General features: G+C 70.8%; 10 protein-coding genes. 7 read left to right on the top strand and 3 right to left on the bottom strand.

The features are described from left to right. Nucleotides 1–15 precede the first annotated feature (15 nt). Nucleotides 16–495 carry a type II secretion system protein gene (locus tag ACWA7K_RS06060; RefSeq protein ID WP_456166643.1) on the top strand — a complete coding sequence of 160 codons (480 nt, stop codon included), beginning with the start codon at nucleotides 16–18 and terminating at the stop codon, nucleotides 493–495. Nucleotides 496–544: 49 nt separating this feature from the next. Continuing rightward, nucleotides 545–1,036, top strand: coding sequence for a type II secretion system protein (locus tag ACWA7K_RS06055; protein ID WP_456166641.1), 492 nt, complete (start codon nucleotides 545–547; stop codon nucleotides 1,034–1,036). A gap of 427 nt (nucleotides 1,037–1,463) precedes the next feature. Here the strand turns inward: ACWA7K_RS06055 and ACWA7K_RS06050 are convergent, their stop codons facing one another. From ACWA7K_RS06050 to ACWA7K_RS06040, 3 genes are all read right to left on the bottom strand, one after another. Next, complete coding sequence (locus ACWA7K_RS06050; RefSeq protein WP_456166639.1) at nucleotides 1,464–3,107, bottom strand: ATP-binding protein; 1,644 nt, start codon at nucleotides 3,105–3,107, stop codon at nucleotides 1,464–1,466. A gap of 2 nt (nucleotides 3,108–3,109) precedes the next feature. Then, nucleotides 3,110–3,826 carry a winged helix-turn-helix domain-containing protein gene (locus ACWA7K_RS06045; RefSeq protein WP_456166637.1) on the bottom strand — a complete coding sequence of 239 codons (717 nt, stop codon included), beginning with the start codon at nucleotides 3,824–3,826 and terminating at the stop codon, nucleotides 3,110–3,112. Nucleotides 3,827–4,688: 862 nt separating this feature from the next. Continuing rightward, nucleotides 4,689–9,398: a copper oxidase gene (locus ACWA7K_RS06040; protein ID WP_456166636.1), complete on the bottom strand. Its 4,710-nt coding sequence runs from the start codon at nucleotides 9,396–9,398 to the stop codon at nucleotides 4,689–4,691. 469 nt (nucleotides 9,399–9,867) lie between these two features. On the opposite strand from ACWA7K_RS06040, the gene ACWA7K_RS06035 reads away from it, so the two are divergent. The 5 genes from ACWA7K_RS06035 (at nucleotide 9,868) to ACWA7K_RS06015 (ending at nucleotide 19,023) form a co-directional block, all read left to right on the top strand. Next, a complete protein-coding gene (locus ACWA7K_RS06035) occupies nucleotides 9,868–11,940 on the top strand; it encodes a YncE family protein (RefSeq protein ID WP_456166634.1) in 2,073 nt (690 codons plus the stop codon). Nucleotides 11,941–11,946: 6 nt separating this feature from the next. Beyond that, nucleotides 11,947–13,146, top strand: a complete 1,200-nt coding sequence (locus tag ACWA7K_RS06030; RefSeq protein ID WP_456166632.1) for an SCO family protein — start codon at nucleotides 11,947–11,949, stop codon at nucleotides 13,144–13,146. After that, entirely contained in the window at nucleotides 13,146–14,825 is a 1,680-nt protein-coding gene (locus ACWA7K_RS06025; RefSeq protein WP_456166630.1) for an ABC transporter substrate-binding protein, read from the top strand. Before ACWA7K_RS06030 ends, ACWA7K_RS06025 begins: the two co-directional genes overlap by 1 nt. 212 nt (nucleotides 14,826–15,037) lie before the next feature. After that, nucleotides 15,038–16,411: a hypothetical protein gene (locus ACWA7K_RS06020; protein WP_456166629.1), complete on the top strand. Its 1,374-nt coding sequence runs from the start codon at nucleotides 15,038–15,040 to the stop codon at nucleotides 16,409–16,411. A 17-nt stretch (nucleotides 16,412–16,428) separates the two neighbouring features. Further along, nucleotides 16,429–19,023 (top strand): hypothetical protein, encoded by a 2,595-nt coding sequence (locus ACWA7K_RS06015; RefSeq protein ID WP_456166627.1) that lies wholly within the window; start codon nucleotides 16,429–16,431, stop codon nucleotides 19,021–19,023. Nucleotides 19,024–19,054 lie beyond the last annotated feature (31 nt).

Here is a 19,054-nt window from a genome sequence, read left to right as displayed (position 1 = left end):
GGCAGGACAGCTCCCGTGCGCGTTCGTGGCTTCACGCTGATCGAGCTGGTCGTCACGCTCGCCCTGCTGGGCGTGCTGGCGATGGTGGCCGCGCCGATGGCCGAACTGGCCGTGCAGCGCAGCAAGGAACAGGAGCTGCGGGTCGCGCTGCGCGAGATCCGCGGCGCGCTCGACCGCCACAAGGTGGCCGCCGAACAGGGCCAGATCGCGCGCAAGCCCGGCGACTCGGGCTATCCGCCCAACCTGGAGGTGCTCGAACAGGGCATCGAGGTGGTCGCCAAGGGCGTCAACGACAACCAGACGCGCAAGCTCTACCTGCTGCGCCGGGTGCCGCGCGACCCCTTCGCCGACCCGTCGCTGCCGGCCGCGCGGACCTGGGCGCTGCGCAGCTACCAGAGTCCGCCGGACGATCCGCGTCCGGGCGACGACGTGTTCGACGTGCATTCCAAGGCCGAGGGCAAGGGCCTCAACGGCGTGCCCTACCGCCAGTGGTAGGAACCGGGCCCCGCCCCCACCCCTTTCGATCGACACGATGAAACCCGCCATGCCCCGATCCGCCCGTGCCCGCCAACGCCCTGGCCGCCGCAGCCTGCTCGGCTTCACGCTGATGGAGCTGGTGGTCGTGATGACGCTGATCGGCCTGCTGCTGACGGTGGCGCTGCCGCGCTACCTGGATGCGCTCGACCGCGGCAAGGAGAAGGTGCTCGAACGCAACCTGACGCTGATGCGCGAGGCGATCGACCGCTACTACGGCGACACCGGCAAATATCCCGACCGGCTCGAGGACCTGGTCGCCAAGCGCTACCTGCGCGCGATCCCGCCCGACCCGTTCCTGGAAGCGCCGACCTGGGTCGTCGTCGCCCCGTCGGACCTGACGCTGGGCGGCGTGATCGACGTCGACAGCACCGGCAGCGACCGCGACGGACGGCCGCGCAAGAACGCCAACGCCGGCGACGGCACCGGCTCGGCCCAGCCGGTCGCCAACGGCGCGCGCATCACCGTCACGGTGTCCCAGCAACCCGACTTCGAACGCTGATGGCGCTGGCCTCCCGCCCGGCGCGCGGCGCCGTCCTGCTCGGTTTCCTGGTGCTGCTGGCGGCTTCGGGCTGGACGGTGGCGACCTGGAGCCAGGCGGCGGCCGACGAGCGCCAGCGCGACGCCGAGGCCGAGCTGCTGTGGATCGGCCAGCAGTACCGCCAGGCGATCGAGTCCTACTACAACGCCACGCCCGGCGGCGTGAAGAAGCTGCCGACCAAGGTCGAGGACCTGCTGGAGGACAAGCGCTTCCCGACCTCGCGCCGGCATCTGCGCCAGGCCTACGGCGACCCGCTGCGCCCGGGCGAGCCGCTCAAGCTGATCCTGCGCGCCGAGCAGATCGTCGGCGTGCGCACCGAGGCCAAGGGCCTGCCGTTCCGCCGCACCGGCTTCCCCACCGGGCTGGAGAAGTTCGCCGACGCGACCAGCTACGCCGAATGGGAGTTCGTGGCCAGCGTGCGCGGCATCGCCAACCTGCCGGGTGCCGCGGCCGATGCGGCCTCCGGTGCGGCCAGCGGCGCGCTGCCGACGTTCTCCAACCCGGGGCTGTCCAGTCCGGGCGGCAACAGCGGGTTCGGCACCGCGCCGTCGAGCCCGTTCCGCTCCGGCGGCAGCGTGGTGCGCTGAGCCAGCGCCGGATCCAGGCTCCAGGCCAGCGTCACGCGCAGGCCGCCCCACTGCGGCGAACGGTCGACCTCCACGTCCATCTCGAGCGCCCGGGCGATGCGGCGCACGATCGACCAGCCCAGGCCGCTGCCGGGCGCGTCGTTCTGGCGGGCCCGGAAGAACCGCTCGCCCAGCCGCTGCATCAGCGCCGGTGACAGGCCCGGACCGCTGTCCTCGACCGAGACCACCATCCGGCCCGGCGCGCCCGCGCGCTTGAGGCTGACCTGCACCGTCGAGCCCGGCGGGCTGTAGCGCAGCGCGTTGTCGATCAGGTTGCGCACGAGGATGCCCAGCAGCACCGGATCGGCCGCCAGCCACCACGCGCCGTCATGGCCTGCATCGGTCTCGAGGATCAGCTCATGGCCGGACTCGAATGCCGAGCTGGCGGCCTCGCCGACCTCGTCGCGCACGACCGCGTGCACGTCGACCGCTTCGAGCTTGCCGCCGGCCGAACGGCCGCCTTCCAGCCGCGCCAGCTGCAGCAGCTGGTCGACCAGGTGGGCGGCGTGGTCGCAGCCTTCGAGCGTGCTGACCAGCGCCTGGTGGCGTTGCGCGCGGTCGTTGACCGTCAGGGCGGCCTGCGCCTGGGCGCGGATGCCGGCGATCGGCGTGCGCAGCTCGTGGGCGGCGTCGGACGTGAAGCGACGCTCCGATTCCAGCGAGTTGCGCATCCGCACGAACAGCTGGTTGAGCGCCTGGATCACCGGCGCCAGCTCGCGCGGCGAATCGTCGGCATCGATCGGTTCGAGCGACTCGGCCTTGCGCGCGCCGATCTGCGCGCTCAGCCGGTTCAGCGGCACCAGACCCTGGCGCACCGCCAGCCAGATCGCGAAGGCCAGCAAGGGCAGGCCGGCCAGCAGCGGCAGCCAGGAGTCGCGTAGCACGGCATCGACGATGGCGTCGCGGGCCTCGGCCGACTCGGCCATGATCACGTAGGAATCGGGCCGCACCGCAGGCGCGGTGTAGACCCGCCACTGCACGCCCTTGACGGTGGTGTCCGAGAAACCCGGACGCAGCTCGGCCAGAGGTTCGACCGGTGCATCGGTCGACTTCAGCAGCAGCTGGCCCTGGTACCAGACCTGGAACACCGCCTTGGTGGCGTACTTGTGCAGCGTCAGCTCGGCCGTCGAGGTGCCGGACCAGGTCGGCACCTGGCCGTCCGGCGTGCCGGGATCGACCGCGACATGGTCGGCCGTCAGCATCTCGTCGAACTCGTGATCCTGGACCTGCAGCGCCATCAGCAGCGCCATGCCCTGGGCCAGGTGGCCGTCGAGCAGGCTGTCGACCTGCTCGCTCATGCGGTACCAGGTGGTGAAGGCGACGGCGGCCCACAGGGCCACCACCGCGCCCAGCACGCGCCACTGCAGGCCCTGCTGCAGCGATTGGGTCGAGCGCCGCGCGGCCATGTTCAGAGCGCCGCCGGTGCGGTCAGGCCATCGGCCGGCGGCTCGCTCGGCGGCGCCGCCGACGTCGGCGAGAAGGCGTAGCCCACGCCCCGCACAGTGCGGATGCGCTGGCTGCCGAGCTTGCGGCGCAGGTGATGGACATGGACCTCGACGGTGTTGCTGCCGACCTCCTCGCCCCAGCCGTAGAGATGGCTCTCGAGCTGCTCGCGCGTCAGCACCCGGCCGGGCCGCAGGATCAGCGCATGCAGCAGGTCGAACTCGCGCGTCGACAGCTTGACCGGCTGGCCTTCGAGGCGGACCTCGCGCGCGCCCGGGTCCAGCTCGACGCCATTGGCCTGGATGAGGTCCTGCACCTGCCCGTGCGAACGCCGCACCAGCGCCCGCAGCCGGGCCGCCAGCTCGTGCAGGTCGATCGGCTTGACGACGTAGTCATCGGCCCCGGCATCGAGCGTCTCGATGCGCTGCGGCACCGCGTCGCGGGCGGTCAGCACCAGCACGGGCGTCTTCACGCCGGCCTTGCGGATCGACTGCAGGACATCCAGCCCGTCGATGCGCGGCAGACCCAGGTCGAGCACGGCAGCGGTGTAGCTCTGGTTGGACAGCTCGCGCTCGGCCGCCAGGCCGTCACGCACCCAGTCCACCTGGAAGCCGATCGCCCGCAATCCGGCACGCAAACCATCGCCCAGCAAGGCGTCATCTTCAGCAAGCAACAGGCGCATGTTCACCTCGACCTTCAGAAAACCGAAGCATAGACAGGCCTTAAGAATTCAGGTGTGCAGAACTCGCAACCCACGCTTCGGTTCGCTGAAGAGGTGCTTAAAGGTCGATGCAGATCAAGCTGAAACAGCAGGTCGGACACGTCGTGCGTCGCCGGAGGGCGACGTGGATCGGCGCCATGAACGTCGGGGCGAGGCCCCCGGTAGGTCGGACACCTGCGGTGTCCGACGGGGTGTCGCACGAAGGCACCGAGCAGGGGCACGAACCCCCTCCCCCTGGCGGGGACTCCCCCTTGGCAGGGGGAGAGTCGACCGAGAACTGCCACGTCGACGAGCGCGTCATCTTCAACTCTCCCCCTGCCAAGGGGGAGTACCCCGGTCCCCGGGGGGAGGGGGTCAGCGACCTGTCCAGGCGCACCCTCGCCACCACCAACGCCCCAGCCACCGTCGCCCTCCGGCGACGCACTTGATGCGCACGCAGGCACCAGCGCCGCCGGAGGGCGGCGAAAGATGGCTCGTTGGAGATGGCCTGAATCCCATCGGTAGGTCGGACACCTGCGGTGTCCGACGGGGTGTCGCACGAAGACACCGAGCGGGGGCACGAACCCCCTCCCCCTGGCGGGGACTCCCCCTTGGCAGGGGGAGAGTTGGTTGTGCACTTCCATGTTGATCAGCGCGTCGTCTTCAACTCTCCCCCTGCCAAGGGGGAGTACCCCGGTCCCCGGGGGGAGGGGGTCAGCGACCTGTCCAGGCACACCCACGCCACCGCCAACGCCCCAGCCCTCGTCGCCCTCCGGCGACGCACTTGATGCACAAAGAAAAAGCCCGCGCCGTCTCCAGCGCGGGCTCCCAGGTTCACCTCAGGTCAGTCAACCTTGAACAGACCCCACATGCCCGTGTTGACGAACATCGCCGGGCCGTCGCGGTAGTGCCAGTAACCGCGCTTGGCGCCGCCGTAGAGGTCAGCGGTGACAGCCTTGCCCGGGGCGATCAGGCTGGCGCCGGTGGCCAGGAAACCTTCCATGCCGAGGTCGGCGTAGCTGTGGCCGATGACGCGGAAGCTGTGCTGGCGGGCGCGGCCGTCGGCCTGCAGCACGCGGAAGCGGACCGACTGGCCGGCCTTGGCCTCGAACACCGGCGTTTCGACCGGCAGGCCGCGGATGTCGGCCGGCAGGCGCGGGTCGGCGTCGACCATCAGGTTCGGGCCGAGCACGCACGGGTTGATGTCACCCGAGACCACCAGCGACATCTGGCAGGCCGCGTAGGGCTGCGCGCTGTAGTCGATGCGCGACCAGAGCGGCTCGGTGCGGTAGTTGATCGCCCGCTCGCCGAAGTCGTAGGAGTCGTCGCCGACCCAGTGCTGGCGGATCTCGTTGGCCTGGGCGCCGTCCTTGCGCAGGTTCAGGCCGTCCTGGTAGTGGACGACGAACTCCTTGAAGGACTTGGTGCCGTTGCGGATCGTCGCCACCGTGGACGTCGCCGCGCCGGCGGTCGACGTGTTGCTGGCGTTCCACCAGGTCGAGCCGCGCGGCTCGACGATCAGGCTGCCGACCAGGCCTTGCGAGCCGTGCTTGACCACGTCGCTCATCGCGCGCAGCGGCACGGTGCCGAACTCGATCGGGGCGCCGATGTCCAGCGCGCCCATCACCGCGTCGAACGACTTGATGCGGCCGGCGTACCAGACGTACTGGCGGGTCTCGCCCGGGGCGGCCAGCTGCTCGGGGTTGAAGCCGACGTTGGCGCCATCGCTCTTGCGCGGGTCGAAGCTCAGCACGCCGGCGTGCATGCCGACGTACTTCGACGGCTTCAGGTGATCGGCGTTCAGCGCGACGGTGCGCGGCAGGTCGGCGTCGCCCGGCAGGTCCGGCACCGGCAGCACCAGCTTGTTGGTCAGGTTGACGATGATGCAGTCGCCCGCATTGGCCCGCATGACCAGCGGCTCCGGCTTCTTGGTGCCGGCCCGCAGCGCCGCGACGTCACCGGCGTGCACGTACATCAGCGCGGTCGGATCGGTGATGCCGGCGCGCTCGTTGTAGACCAGCGCCTTGCCCGGCAGCAGGTCGCGGGCGGCCCAGGCCTGGACGTTGTAGGTGCGACGGGTCGAGTTGATCGGGCAGCTGTCGTTGGCCAGCTGGGCCTGGATGAAGCGGTTCAGGCCGGTCGACTCGGCCACCACGGTCTCGTCGAGCTGGCGCAGACGGTTCAGGATCGGCTGGCGCGTCTCGGGGTCGACCGTGCCTGGCTTGTCGTAGGCCCGCAGGATGCCCCAGGCCCCGTTCCACAGCGCGTCGGTCGTGCCGTAGTGGTACATGTAGTCGCGCGTGCCCTCGGCGGCCGTCACCGGTGCGAGCTTGCCGGTGTTGATCTCCATGTGCTCGGAGATGCCGATCTCCTGCGCGCCCACCCAGGTCGCGGTCGGATCACCGACCTCGCGGCGCCAGCGCAGGCCGTGCATCGTGAAGACCTGCTGGACCTCCTGCGCGCCGTGGATCAGGCGCAGCTGGACGCGCTCGCCCTCGTAGGCCTTGAGCACCGGCGTGAACGGGTCGCCGTGAACGGTCGAGCTGAAGGCGAAGGCGGTGTCGCCACGCTTGTCGGCCCAGATCTTGGTCGGATCACCGCCATCGGCCAGGCGCAGCGGGATGGGCTCGTTCTTGTAGTTGACGAGGTAGGGGTTGTGGTGGCCCGCCGAGATCGCCTCGGGCTTGACCGGCGGGTCGACCGGCTTGCCGTCCTGGGTGTAGAGCAGCGAGAAGTCGGCGCTGGCCAGCATGAACTCGCGGAAGTTCGGGTGCGTCTGACGGTCGAGCGCGCCGCGGATGATGGCCTCGGGGCCGACGCCGGTGGTCAGCGGCGTGCCGTCCGGCTTGAGCCATTCGGTGCCCTTGGGCTCGACCACCAGCGCGTTGTAGAAGCCGTGCTGCTGGATCGACGAGGCGCCGAAGTGGTCGTGCGTGAACACCGTGCGCAGGGTCTGGTCGCGGCCCTGCTTGTCGAAGACCTCGTCGGCCCACCAGCGCTGGATGGTGGTCTGGAAGCCGAGGTTCTCGGCCGGCGGCAGCACGTCGGCGGCCGGCTTGGCGACCTTGACGCCGTTGGGCTGCACCACCGTGACGGTGCCGTGGTGCAGGGCGGCGTGCACGCGTTCCTTCAGGGCGTCGCGGGCGAAGGTGCCGTCCTCGTAGTTCCAGCCGTTGCCACCGCCGTCCGAGGCCATGACGTCGAACTTCACCAGGTGGATGTGCTGGCCGATCGTGTCGGTCGGCGTGCGGGCCTGGAAGTCGTCCTTGGCCAGTTCCGCCGGCAGCCGGTTGGTGTGGCGGAAGATGATGCAGTCGCCCGAATGGGCACGGAAGAAGAACGGGTCGGCCGGGCGGGTCTTGCCCTCGTAGTCGGCCACCTCGCTGGACAGCACGTTGATGCGCGCCTGCGGGTCATGCCAGCCGGCCTTGTTGACGACCAGGTCGAGCTGGATCACCGAGACGTCGTAGCGCCGCACCGGCGCGGTCGACGGGCACGGGTCGGCGAACGGAGCGCCCGGGGCGGCCGGCTTGCCGTTGACCTTGAAGACGGCGGCGGTGCCGTCGGGCTTGACCGTGGCGTGGCCGGCGGCCTTGGCGTGGAAGGCCATCGCGGCGCGTTCCAGCGGCGTGCCCTGGTGCGGCAGCAGCTTCATCTCGGCCGACACCAGCGTCGACGAGACATCGCCGGCGGCCACGCCGGCACCGAGCACGCGCTCGCCACCGGTCATGACGTGGCGGCCCACGCCGGTCGGGCCGAGCTGGCTGTCGGCGGTCAGGTCCAGCGGCGGCTGCGGCGGCCGGTGGCCGGCCTGGCCGGCGACGAAGAACGGGTAGCCGGGCGTGGCGCTCGCGCCATAGGTCGGCGTCGGGGCCAGCGCCTGGTTGCGGATCGGCACGACGGCCGGCGAGAAGGCGCCGCCGACGGTCAGGCCGGTGACCGGGTCGGTGCCCGAACCCAGTTCGCCATCGGGCAGGCGGCGGCTGCCGTCCTCGAACACGTCATGGTTGCGCCACAGGTACCACATGCCCTGGCCGAAGTGCGGGTACATGTGGCAGTGGTAGATCGCGTCGCCGACCGACAGGTTGCGGTTGGCGCCGGTGTAGGCGATCTCGTAGGTGTAGGACTGGCGCGGGCCCAGCGTCTGGCTGTCCAGGTAGTTGGACTTGTCGTTGCCGGCGCCGCTCTTGGCGAACCACTGGTTGGCGTGCAGGTGGAAGACGTGCGTCTCCTTGACGCCCGCCTGCATCGCGCGGAAGCGCACCGGGTCGCCGACGTAGCTGTGGTGGACGTTGCCGGCGTCTTCCTCGTACTGCTGGATCGGACGGCCGTCGGCGTCGTACTTGACGACCATCGCCGGGTCTCCGTTGGCCCAGGAGGTCAGGAAGAAGTCCTCCAGCGCGCACTCGGCGCAGCCGGCGGCCGGGCCGACGCCCAGGCGGTTGGCCGCGACGATCGCGCCCAGGCCGGACGAGCCGTAGTTGATGCCGAAGCCGTCGCGCAGGCCGGCGCCCGCGCCGGTGTGGTCGAAGGCGTCGCCATAGGCCTGCACCGTCTTCAGCTCGTCGTGGAAGATGGTCGTGAACTCGCGGAACCAGTTCTCGTTGGACGAGGCCACGCCGTCGTCGACCACCACGTAGTCCTGCACGATGGCGTTGATGTCGGTGTGGATCAGCTCCCAGCGACCGCCGCCCAGGCTGCGGTGCATGTTCAGCAGCGGCACGCCGTTGGCGTCGACCGCGTCGTACTGGAAGACGCCGTTCGGGCGTGCGGCCGCCATCGTCTGGCCGCGCACCTGGCTGCGGTAGACGTTCGAGCCGGCCGGCTCGACGTTGACCGAGCCGAACAGGCCCAGCACGGTCGAACCGCCGTCGCCCTCGCCGCCGGCGGGCATGGCGTTGTCGTGGAACAGGTGGCCGCCTTCACGTTCGAGCACCAGCCGGTAGGTGATGGACTCGCCCGGGGCGATGCCCGAGATGCCGGTCACGCGCGGGTCCCAGCTGTTGTAGCCGGGGAAGCTGGTGTCGTGCGTCAGGCCGTTGAACATCATCGACGCCAGGCGCGTGGCCGGGCGGCTGAAGCCGTTGGGCACATCGGCCGGGCCGGCGACGGCACCGGGTTCCGGCACCTCGGGCACCACCGGCTCGGGCACGGCGAACGGGTCGTTGCCGGGCGTGCCCGGTGCGTCCTGGCACAGCAGGTTGGTGAAGTTCACCTCCAGCTTGTCGCCGATGTTCCCGCGGATCACCAGCGGGCGCGGACGCTTGTCCGAGCGCAGCGCGACGCGGCAGGGCTTGGCGCTCGCGCCGGGCTGGTCCAGCGTCAGGCCGGTGTCGAGGTCGACCACGTCGCGCTTGAGCGCGTAGATCATCCCGTAGGGATTGAACGAGCCGAAGCGGTTGTAGACGATCGACTGGTCCAGCGCGACCACGTCGGCGACGACCGTTCCAGCCGGTCTCGCCAGCGCGGTGCCGGCACAGGCCAGGCCCACCGCAGCGGCCAGCACCCCCAGGGCACCAGGACCGGACTTGCGCACGCGTTGCTGGCTTCTCATGACTTCACTCTTGTTGCTCATGGTGGTTGCCGTCTTGGGGGTCGAATCGGGTGGATGGCCCCGATCCAGACCCCAATTTGTTTGGATTAGCTTCAGTCTCACTTAAGCTGAAAGGATTGGGAACCACCCACCCCGAGGATGGGTGGAGAACTCCCGCAACACGTCACGCAACTCGTCACGTTTCCGTCCAAAAGGCTCAAGTCGACCGGGGCAAAGCCGAATAAAAACGGTGAAGTAGTCGACGAATCAACCACTTGCAGAGACTTCCGTGGGCGTACCGTGACGTCGGCCCCGACTTGGCGGATGGACATCCCGCCCGTCCGGTGGGCAACATCGGCGCCACCTCCCAGCCGTGCCGTGTCCATTTCGGCGCACAGAAACCCACATGAATCCTTCAGCAAGCAGGAAACGTGAATTCAGTCACGCTTCAGACAACATCGAGTCGAGGGGACGCGCCACACCCCATCGGGTGGCCCACGCACCGGGGGTGGCGGCGGTGCTGCGCGGCCTGCTGCTGAGCCTGCTGGCCGCCACCGCCCTGCCCTGGTCGACCGGCGCGCAAGCGGCCGACCGCCTGCCGCTGAAGCAGTTGCAGATCCAGAACGGCGTGAAGGCCGAGCTGACCCTGAGCGCCGCCACCGAGGGCGCTGTTCCGCTCGGACAGCCGCTGACGCTGTCGCTGCGGCTGACCGACGAACTGAGTGGCGCGCCGCTGCGCGGCCTGCGCCCGCGCATGTGGCTGAGCCGCCAGGGCGGTGACGTGGCCGAGCCCTGCACCACCCAGATCCGCCGCTACGCCAGCGGCCGGCTGGCGCAGCGCGCCGAACGCGACCTCAACAGCTTCCAGCTGCTGACGCTGAACGCGGACGCGACGATCTCGGTCATCAACCCGCTGCTGCAGCTCAACAACACCAAGCTGGAGGCGCTGATCCGCCTGCCCGGCGTCGGCACCGACTGGGTTCACGCGCGCGGGCTGGACCGCCTGTTCGTGACGCTGGCCGAGCGCGGCGAGCTGGCCATCGTCGACCTGGCCACCAACAAGCTGATCAAGACGATCGCGCTGGGCGAGGGCAAGCCGCGCCGGCTGGTGATCACGCCGGACGAACGCACCGTCTGGGTCGCGATGGACGACGGCGACCGGCTGGTCGGTGTCGACGTCGCGGCGATGGAGACCCGCCACGAGCTGAAGATCGGCGACGGCGCCCACGCGCTGAGCGCCAGCGAGGACGGCCGCCGCCTGGTCGTCACCAGCAGCGCCGCCGGCCTGGCCACGGTGGTGGACGCGCAGGCGGCCCGGGTGATCGCGCGGGTCAGCATCGCCGGCACGCCGCTGGCGGTGACGCACAGCGCGCTGGCGCGGCGCGCCTATGTCGGCAGCCTGAACATGCCGCAGATCAGCGTGATCGACCTGGAGGACGGCCGCCTGGTCAGCCGCATCGCCCTGCCGCAGCCGGTCAGCGCCGTGCGCACGGATCCGTCCGGCCGCCATGTGCTGGCGGTGCACACCGCCAGCAGCAAGCTGATGGCGATCGACGCTGCCAGCGGCCGGCTGGTCGCGCAGGCCGACGTGGTGGCCCAGCCCGACCAGATCGCCTACACCCAGCGCTTCGCCTTCATCCGCGGACTTGGCAGCAGCAGCGTCCAGATGGTCGAGCTGCGTGCGCTCGACGAGGGCCGGCTGGCGCTCAACGAACTGCCGGTGTTCCAGAAGACACCCGGCTCGATGCCCGACCAGATCGGCCCGGCCGACCTGATGGCCGCCTCGCCCGAACCCGGCGCGATGCTGCTGGGCAGCGCGCCCGACACCGCGCTGTATTACTACACCGAGGGGATGATGGCGCCACAGGGCACGTATGCCACCTACAGCCGCGCCGCGCGCGCGCTCAAGGTGGTCGACCGCAGCCTCAAGGAGACCGCCCCGGGCGTCTACACCAGCCTGGTGCGGCTCGACCGCGGCGGCCTCTACAGCCTGGCGACGCTGCTGGAGCAGCCGCGCCTGACGCACTGCTACGCGCTCGACGTCGACGACACCGGCGCGACGCCCGACGGCCGTCGCATCGACGTCACCTGGCAGCTCGGCGAGCAGACCTACACCGGCAGTTCGACCCGGCAGGCCCGCCAGACCCTGCCCGGCAATGCACGCGATACCGGCCGCGATGCCGGCCGCGACACCGCCACCCCGCGCGCCGAAGCCCGTGTCGGCGAGACCCAGGAACTGCTGGTGCGCCTGAAGGACGGCCGCACCGGCGAGCCGCTGACCGGCCTGACCGACCTGCAGGCGATGGCGCTGGAACGCCCCGGCCTGTCGCAGCAGCGCCTGTTCGCGCAGGAACAGGAACCCGGCAGCGGCGTCTACCTGATCCGCCAGCGTTACCCGCGCGCGGGCGTCTGGCGCCTGATGGTGCAGTCGCGCACGCTCGGCCTGACCTTCGACCGCTCGCCGCTGCTGGACATCGCCGTGCGCGGCCCCGAGGCCGTGCCGGCCACGCCTGATCTTGTCGCCAATGACCCGAACCGCCCTGCCCCCGCCGCCACGAACTGAGACCGCATGACCCTGATCTCCGCCCTGCACCGCACCGCCTTCGCGGCCTGCCTCGCCCTGGCCACGCTGGGCTCGGCCGGCGCTGTTGCCCAGGTGAACGCCCCGTCGACCGCCCAGGCCGATGCCGACGGCCTGCGCGTCAAGGTGCCCGATGTCGAGGTGCTGGACCAGGACGGCCGCAAGCGCCGCTTCGGCCGTGACCTGATCGCCGGCAAGCGTGTCGCCGTCAACTTCATCTTCACGTCCTGCACGACGATCTGCTCGCCGCTGAGCGCGACCTTCAAGGCGATGGACGAGGAACTGCGCCGCCGCGCCGGGCCGGATGTCCAGTTCATCTCGGTCAGCGTCGACCCGCTGACCGACACGCCCGAGGAACTGCGCAAGTTCGGCCGCAAGTTCGAGGCTGGCGCCAACTGGACCTTCGTGACCGGCTCGCGGGCCTCGATCGACGCGATCCTGAAGGCCTTCGACGTCGCCGGCGGCAGCCCCGAGGACCACTCGCCGATGGTCTGGCTGGGCCACGAGCCGAGCCAGCGCTGGGTGCGCACCTACGGCCTGGCGTCGCCCAAGCTGCTGGTCGACCGGCTGGCCGGACTGGACAAGCCGGCGCCGAAGAACGCTGCGACGGGGAACACGGGGAATGCGGCCGAAGCCGACCCGCTCGCGCCGATGCGCCAGATCGCCGGCCAGGCCGCCGGCAAGGCGGGCGTGCAGCAGGCCGCACCGGGCACACGCGGCGCCGACTACTTCACCAACCTGCCGCTGGTGACCCAGCAGCGCCCGCGGGTGCGCTTCTATGACGACCTGATCCGCGACCGCGTCGTGCTGATCACCTCGTTCTACGCCAGCTGCAAGGACGTCTGCTCGCCGGTCACGCACAACCTGGCCAAGGTCCAGGAACTGCTGGCCGACGAGGTGAAGACGCCGGTGCAGCTGGTCTCGATCACCACCGACACCGGCTTCGACACGCCCGAGGTGCTGCGCGACTACGCCCAGCGCCACAACGCCCGGCCCGGCTGGTCCTTCGTCACCGGCAAGAAGGAGAACGTCGACTGGGTGCTGCACAAGCTCGGCCTCTACCAGGAGAAGCCGGAGCAGCACACCGCCATCCTCTGGGTCGGCAACGACCGCACCGGCGCGTGGCTCAAGCTGCATGCGCTGGCCCCGCCCGAGGCCATCGTCGCCGCCGTGCGCAAGGTGCTGTGATGGCTGGCTTCCCCGGCTGGGCGGCCTTGCTGCTGACGGTGTCGGCGTCGTTGTCGGTGTCCCTGTCGACAGCCAGCGGCGCGTGGGCGCAGGCGGCATCTGGGCCCGCTGACGACCCGGCCGCGCAGGCCCGCCGCGCCGGTCGCACGCTGTTCCTGGAAGGTCGCAACCGCCACGGCGAGGCGATCCAGGCGAGCGTCGGCTCGGGCGTGTCACTGCAGGGCGAGGCGGTGGCCTGTGCGCGCTGCCACGGCGGCGACGGCGCCGGCAACCGCGAAGGCGGCCTGACCGCCCCGGCGCTGGACGCCAACACGCTGGGCCAGGCGCGTGCCGCCAGCCCCGGCCTGCTGCCACGCAGCCGCTACGACGACGCGGCGCTGCTGCGCGCGCTGCGCCAGGGCATCGACGCCGATGGGCGGCCGCTGTCGTCGGTCATGCCGCGTTTCTCGCTCACGCCGCGCGACGAGGCCGACCTGCTGGCCTACATGCGGGAGCTGGGCCGGCACGACGAACCGGATCCAGGCCTGACGCGCGAACGCATCGTCATCGGCGGCGTGCTGCCGCTGAGCGGACCGCTGGCCGCCGCCGGCCGGGCGGCCGATGCGGCGGTGCGGGCCTGTTTCGAGCAGGCCAACCGCAGCGGCGGCCTCTTCGGGCGCCAGATCGAGTGGCGACCGCAGGACGCGCTGACGGTCGGCCCGACCGAGATCGCCCGCGTGCTGCGCGAGCAGACCTTCGCCGCCGTCGCGCCGTGGTGGGGCGACCTCGGCAGCCAGGCGCTGGTCGAACGTCTGGCCGGCCTGCCGCTGGTCGGCCCGCTCGGGGCGGCCACCGAACTGGAGGCCCCGCAGCCGCAGCTGTTCGCGGTCGCGCCGCAGCTGAGCCACCAGGTCCGCAACCTGGTCGACGCGGTCGCCTGGGGTGAACTGGCCGACACGCCGTCGGTCCAGCGCCCGCAGCAGGCCCGGCTGGCGGTGATCGCCAGCCCCGCCCGCCACCACCGCGCCGCCCTGCTGGCCAGCGAACGCCAGGCGCAGAACCACCCCAACCTGCAGCTGTCGATCTGGCAGCCGCGGCTCGGCCTGTCTGAAGCTGCGCTGATGGCGGACGCCCAACGCTGGCTGGCCAGCCTGCCGCCCCAGGATGCCGTTCTGGTGCTCGGACCGCCCGGATGGCTGCAAACCATTGCTTCTCGTCTTGTCAAGCCAGACCCGAATGGGTCGACCCGATCGGGCACAGCCGGCCAGCCGCCTGAAACGCTGCTGTTGGGCGCCTTCGCCGAACAAGGTGCCGCCGTGCTGGACTGGCCGGCCGCCCTGCGCGCGCCGCTGCGCCTGAGCCACACCGTCCCGGAAGACGCGCCGCCCGACCCGGTGCCGCTGCGTCAGGCGCTCGCCAGCGTCGGCGCCGACCTGAGCCATCCCGCCGTCCAGAGCCTCGCGCACGCCGCGGCCTGCCTCACGGTCGAGGGCCTGCGCCGGGCTGGCCGCGAGCCCAGCCGCAGCCGCCTGCGCCAGGCACTGGAGGAGGTGCGCGACTTCCGCACCGGCGTGGTCGGGCCGCTGAACTACTCGCGCCAGAACCACGTCGGCAGCACCGGCAGCGCCATCGTGCGCATCTCGGCCGATGGGCGACGCCTCGAAACGGTGCGCGAATGGCGCACGCCGCAGAGCTGGTGAATTCAGACAGAGTTCATCAGCTGAACCGGAACCTTCAAGAAACGTCGCATTGGCGCATCAATTCAGGTTCTGTTCGGGAACTGCATCACGCGGCTTTCCCCAACTTGGGGGTCGGAACCGTCTGAAGACTTCCTGAAGGTTGGCACCCGGAAGACACTGCGTTCAGCTGAAGTTGTTCTTCAGATTCAGAACGCAGCACCGAAGGAATGCCGATGAAAACCCGAACCCTCGCCGCAGCGATCGCCCTGATCCTCGGGACCGCCAGCCAGCCGCTGCTGGCGGCGATCTGCAAGCCCAACGCCGCCACGCCGTTCTCGGCTTCGGCACCCGATCCGGTGCACGGCTTCCCCGGCGTGCTGGCCGATTCCGAGGGCGTCAGCCTCGTGATCTGCAACGCCGTGACCGACCCGGGCGGCGCCGGTGGCTGCTTCTACGACCCGGCCATCCCCGGCAACGCCTTCTCCGAGGCGATCGGTTTCGGTGCCGAGGCGTTCTGGTTCCTGTCCCAGTCCACCTTCTCGGACGGCGCCGGCACCAACGTGCTGGTGGTGATGGGCGCCGAATCGGCCTTCGCGGCCGAGGTGCCCAACCCGGGCGAGCAGTTCCCGTTCACCCGCCTGCGGGTGCGCATCGACGCGCCGGTGGCCGGTGTCTACACGCTGACCCACCCTTACGGCCAGAAGACCTGGACGGTGACGGCGCCGGGCCGCCGCGCCATCAACGACACCGCCGACATCCAACTGTTCCCCGCGCCGGCCGTGGTGCTGAACGACGGCGACGTGCCGGCGCGGACCAACCAGGGCGTCGTCGGCCCGTGGCTGCGCTGGACCACCTCCAGCGCCGACGGCCTGCTGGCTGGCGAACGGCTGGCGCCGGCCGGCTACCTCGGCGACGGCGTGACGCCGCACACCGTGGTGGGCAGCCCCTGCGGCACCAACCACGTCGAGCTGGTCGTGACCGACCTGAACACCGGCGCCGAACTGCGCCGCCTGCGTTCCGACCTGTTCACGGTGCAGGGCAAGCTCGCGCCCGATGCCGCGCGCATCACGCCGCTGACGGTCGACAGCGCGTATTACTCGAAGAACGGCGCCAACGTGAAGGTGCACGTCTTCGCCACCGCCCCGACCACTGCCCGAGTCAACGCGCAGGCGCTGGACGTCGTCGCCGGTTCGCCCGACAGCGTGCTGGGCAGCGCGACGCTTGCCAGCGAGGGCACCGGCCGCTTCTACGCGACGCTGCAGGCGTCCACCACCGGCAACCTGCCCGAGGCCCTGGTCGTGCAGGCCGACAACTCGCCGACCAGCCCGTCGCGCTCGCAGCGGGTCGTGCTGACCGACCTGGTCACGATCGGCTCGGCCAGCGCCAGCTGCGCCAGCGCCACCACGAACTGCACCGTCAGCGTCTCGGCCACGTCGAGCGACCCGGACGCCGTGCTGACCCTCGACCTGGGCGGCGGCCGCACGGCCAGCGCGGTGTCGGGCACCGGCACGACCTTCACGCTGCCCGGGCTGACGGGGCTGCCGGCCACCGTCAAGGTGAGCTCCGACCGCAAGGGCGCCGCCCGCAAGTCGCTGACGATCAACTGAACCCCGAGAGACCCGCCATGCAACGCAAACTCATCGTCGCCCTGGTCGCAGGTGCGCTCGAGATCTACGCCGCCAGCGCCTCGGCGCAGGCCGCCGTCAGCTGCACGTCGACCGAGGGCCCGCGCCCCTTCGTCGTCGGCCAGCTCAACCCGGTCACCGGCTACGGCGAATACGTCAAGGACATCAACGGCCTGGCCCTGCAGATCTGCAAGGACCCGAACCTCTGCTTCTTCGACCCGCAGGTGCCGGGCAACCTGCAGTCCGAGCAGACCGGCACCGGCGCCGAGTCCTTCTTCTGGCTCGCCGACAGCGTCACCGAGGACGCGGTCACCGGCTTCGAGCTGCGCTTCGTGATGGCCGCCGAGGCGACCTACACGGTCGAGGAGCCGACCGCCGGCGAACAGCTGACGTTCACCCGCTTCCGCGTGCGGATGAACACCGACCAGCTCGGCCGCTACCGCATCCACCACCCCTGGGGCACGCACGAGGTGCTGGTCGAGGCGATCGACGCGGCCGGCTGGGAGGTCAACGAGACCTTCGACATCGCCTTCCGCCCGGGCCAGACCGATGCCTGCGGCAAGGTCGGGCCGTGGCTGCGCTGGACCGAACCGGGTGACGCGGGCCACCGCCCCGGCGAGGCCGCGCCGCCGGCCGGCTACATCGGTGATGGCGCCACCTTCCACACCGTCAAGGGTGGCAGCGTGCGCAACTTCGTCGAGATCGAGGCGGTCGCGCTGAACGACGAGACGCCGGTCAACTTCGCGGTCGTCGGCGGCCAGCCGAGCCACCGCATCCGCAACGACCTGTTCACCGTCCAGGGCCAGCTCTGGGACGGCGACACGCAGGCCGTGCTGGCCTCGGATCGTGTCACCTATCGCCGCGCGGCCGGCACCAACGACACCCGCATCGACGCCTTCGCGACCTCCGGCACCGACAGCTCGGTGACGATCAAGGACGTCACGACGACCGTCGCCAGCGGCACCGGCATCACCACCGCCGTCGCGCTGGACCACAGCGCCGACGTGTTCTCGACCGCTCGCGGCATCGGCGTTCGTAGCGCCACGACCGCCCTGCCGATCGGCATGGAACTGGTCGCCAACGGCAAGGCCGCAGACGGCAGCGTCGGCCAGGCGACCCGGCTGGTGCGCGGCCTGACCGACTCGGTCGTGATCCAGCAGGCCGACTACGACCCGAGCGCCGGCGTGCTGACGGTGCGCGCCACGTCCAGCGACGCCACGGTCGCCCAGTCCCGCCTGATCATCGAGGAGACCGCCACGGCCGCCAACGGCGCGCCGATCGTCACCCGCGTGCCGCCCGGCACGGTCACCGTGCAGTCGCCGGCCGGCGGCAGCGACACGGCGCCCGTCCGCGTGGTCGATGCGGTCGCGCTGCAGGCACCGACCCACGCCGCGGCGACGCGCCAGACCGGCTCGATCCTGGTCACCTGGCAGGACAGCAGCAACGAGTTCGGCTACCAGATCAAGCGCTACCTGAACGGTTCGGCGACCGCGACGACCCTGCCGGCCGCGATCGGGGCGGACGTCACCCAGTTCGCCGACACCGGCATCGCCGACGACAACACCTATGCCTACCGGGTCGTGGCGGTGCGGGGCAACGAGACGGCCGAATCCAACCTGACCACCCCGGTTGTCGTGCCCATCCTGGCGCCGACGATCACGGCGGTGCGGCAGGCGGCGGTCAATCCGACGACCTCGCTGACGGTGACCTGGAGCCGCGTCTCGACCAGCCTGCGCGCCTACCGCATCTACCGCAGCGACGCGAACGGGCTCAACGAGGTGCTGGTCGGCAACGTCGCCGCCGGTCAGGCGATGACCTACACCGACACCGGCCTGGCGGTGAACACGGCCTACACCTACCGCATCGAGGTGGTCGGCAACACCGGCAACGCCAGCTCGGCGACGCTGTCGGGCCGCACGGCCAGCGCCGTCAACACGCTGTCGGCGCCGGCCAGCCTGACGGCCACGATCGACCCCAACAACGCCAACTCGGCCATCCTGCGCTGGACCGACACGGCGACCAGCGAGACCGGCTACCGCATCACCCGCCAGCGCCACACCCATGACGCGACCACCGGCGTGTTCGCGGCCACGGCGACCGACTCGGTCACGGTCAACACCGTCAACCTGCAGACCTACAACCGCAACATCGGCACCGTCGCCAGCAACCTGGCGCGCGGCCTGGCCAACCCGGGCGTGTTCCGCTACGTGGTCACGCCGGTCAATGGCGGCACGGTGGGCGACGGCAGCACGTCAGGCTTCATCTACAACGGCACCGTCCCGGCTCCGGGCGGCGTGACGGCCGGCGCCAACGCGCTGACCTTCACCCAGCCGGGCGGCGCGGGCAATGCCGGTATCGCCAGCTACGTGGCGCAGTACTGCATCGGCAACGCGACGACCTGCACGGCCAACACGAGCAACTGGGTCAACCTGGGCTCGGTGGCCCGCACGACCACCGCGTCGCCGACCATCGCCTACACCGCCCTGCCCGCCGGCACCAACAGCTACCGCTTCCGCGTGCGCAGCGCGACCCCGGTGGAGGTCGGCGCGAACTCGCCCTGGGTGATGAGCACGGTGCGCACGGTCACGCGCTGACCATTCCCTCGCGGGTCCGTCGGTGAGAACA

It is taken from the genome of Leptothrix mechoopdaensis (SeqCode) (assembly GCF_053893855.1).
The sequence above is the reverse complement of the archived record's forward strand: the minus strand, read 5'-3'. Positions and strand labels throughout refer to the sequence as shown.

What these genes read in the sequence shown, in the direction of transcription:
- ACWA7K_RS06030 (WP_456166632.1), top strand. Translation starts at nt 11,947, where the DNA reads ATGACCCTGATCTCCGCCCTGCACCGCACCGCCTTCGCGGCCTGCCTC.
- ACWA7K_RS06045 (WP_456166637.1), bottom strand. Translation starts at nt 3,826, where the DNA reads ATGCGCCTGTTGCTTGCTGAAGATGACGCCTTGCTGGGCGATGGTTTG.
- ACWA7K_RS06040 (WP_456166636.1), bottom strand. Translation starts at nt 9,398, where the DNA reads ATGAGAAGCCAGCAACGCGTGCGCAAGTCCGGTCCTGGTGCCCTGGGG.
- ACWA7K_RS06055 (WP_456166641.1), top strand. Translation starts at nt 545, where the DNA reads ATGCCCCGATCCGCCCGTGCCCGCCAACGCCCTGGCCGCCGCAGCCTG.
- ACWA7K_RS06050 (WP_456166639.1), bottom strand. Translation starts at nt 3,107, where the DNA reads ATGGCCGCGCGGCGCTCGACCCAATCGCTGCAGCAGGGCCTGCAGTGG.
- ACWA7K_RS06025 (WP_456166630.1), top strand. Translation starts at nt 13,146, where the DNA reads ATGGCTGGCTTCCCCGGCTGGGCGGCCTTGCTGCTGACGGTGTCGGCG.
- ACWA7K_RS06020 (WP_456166629.1), top strand. Translation starts at nt 15,038, where the DNA reads ATGAAAACCCGAACCCTCGCCGCAGCGATCGCCCTGATCCTCGGGACC.
- ACWA7K_RS06015 (WP_456166627.1), top strand. Translation starts at nt 16,429, where the DNA reads ATGCAACGCAAACTCATCGTCGCCCTGGTCGCAGGTGCGCTCGAGATC.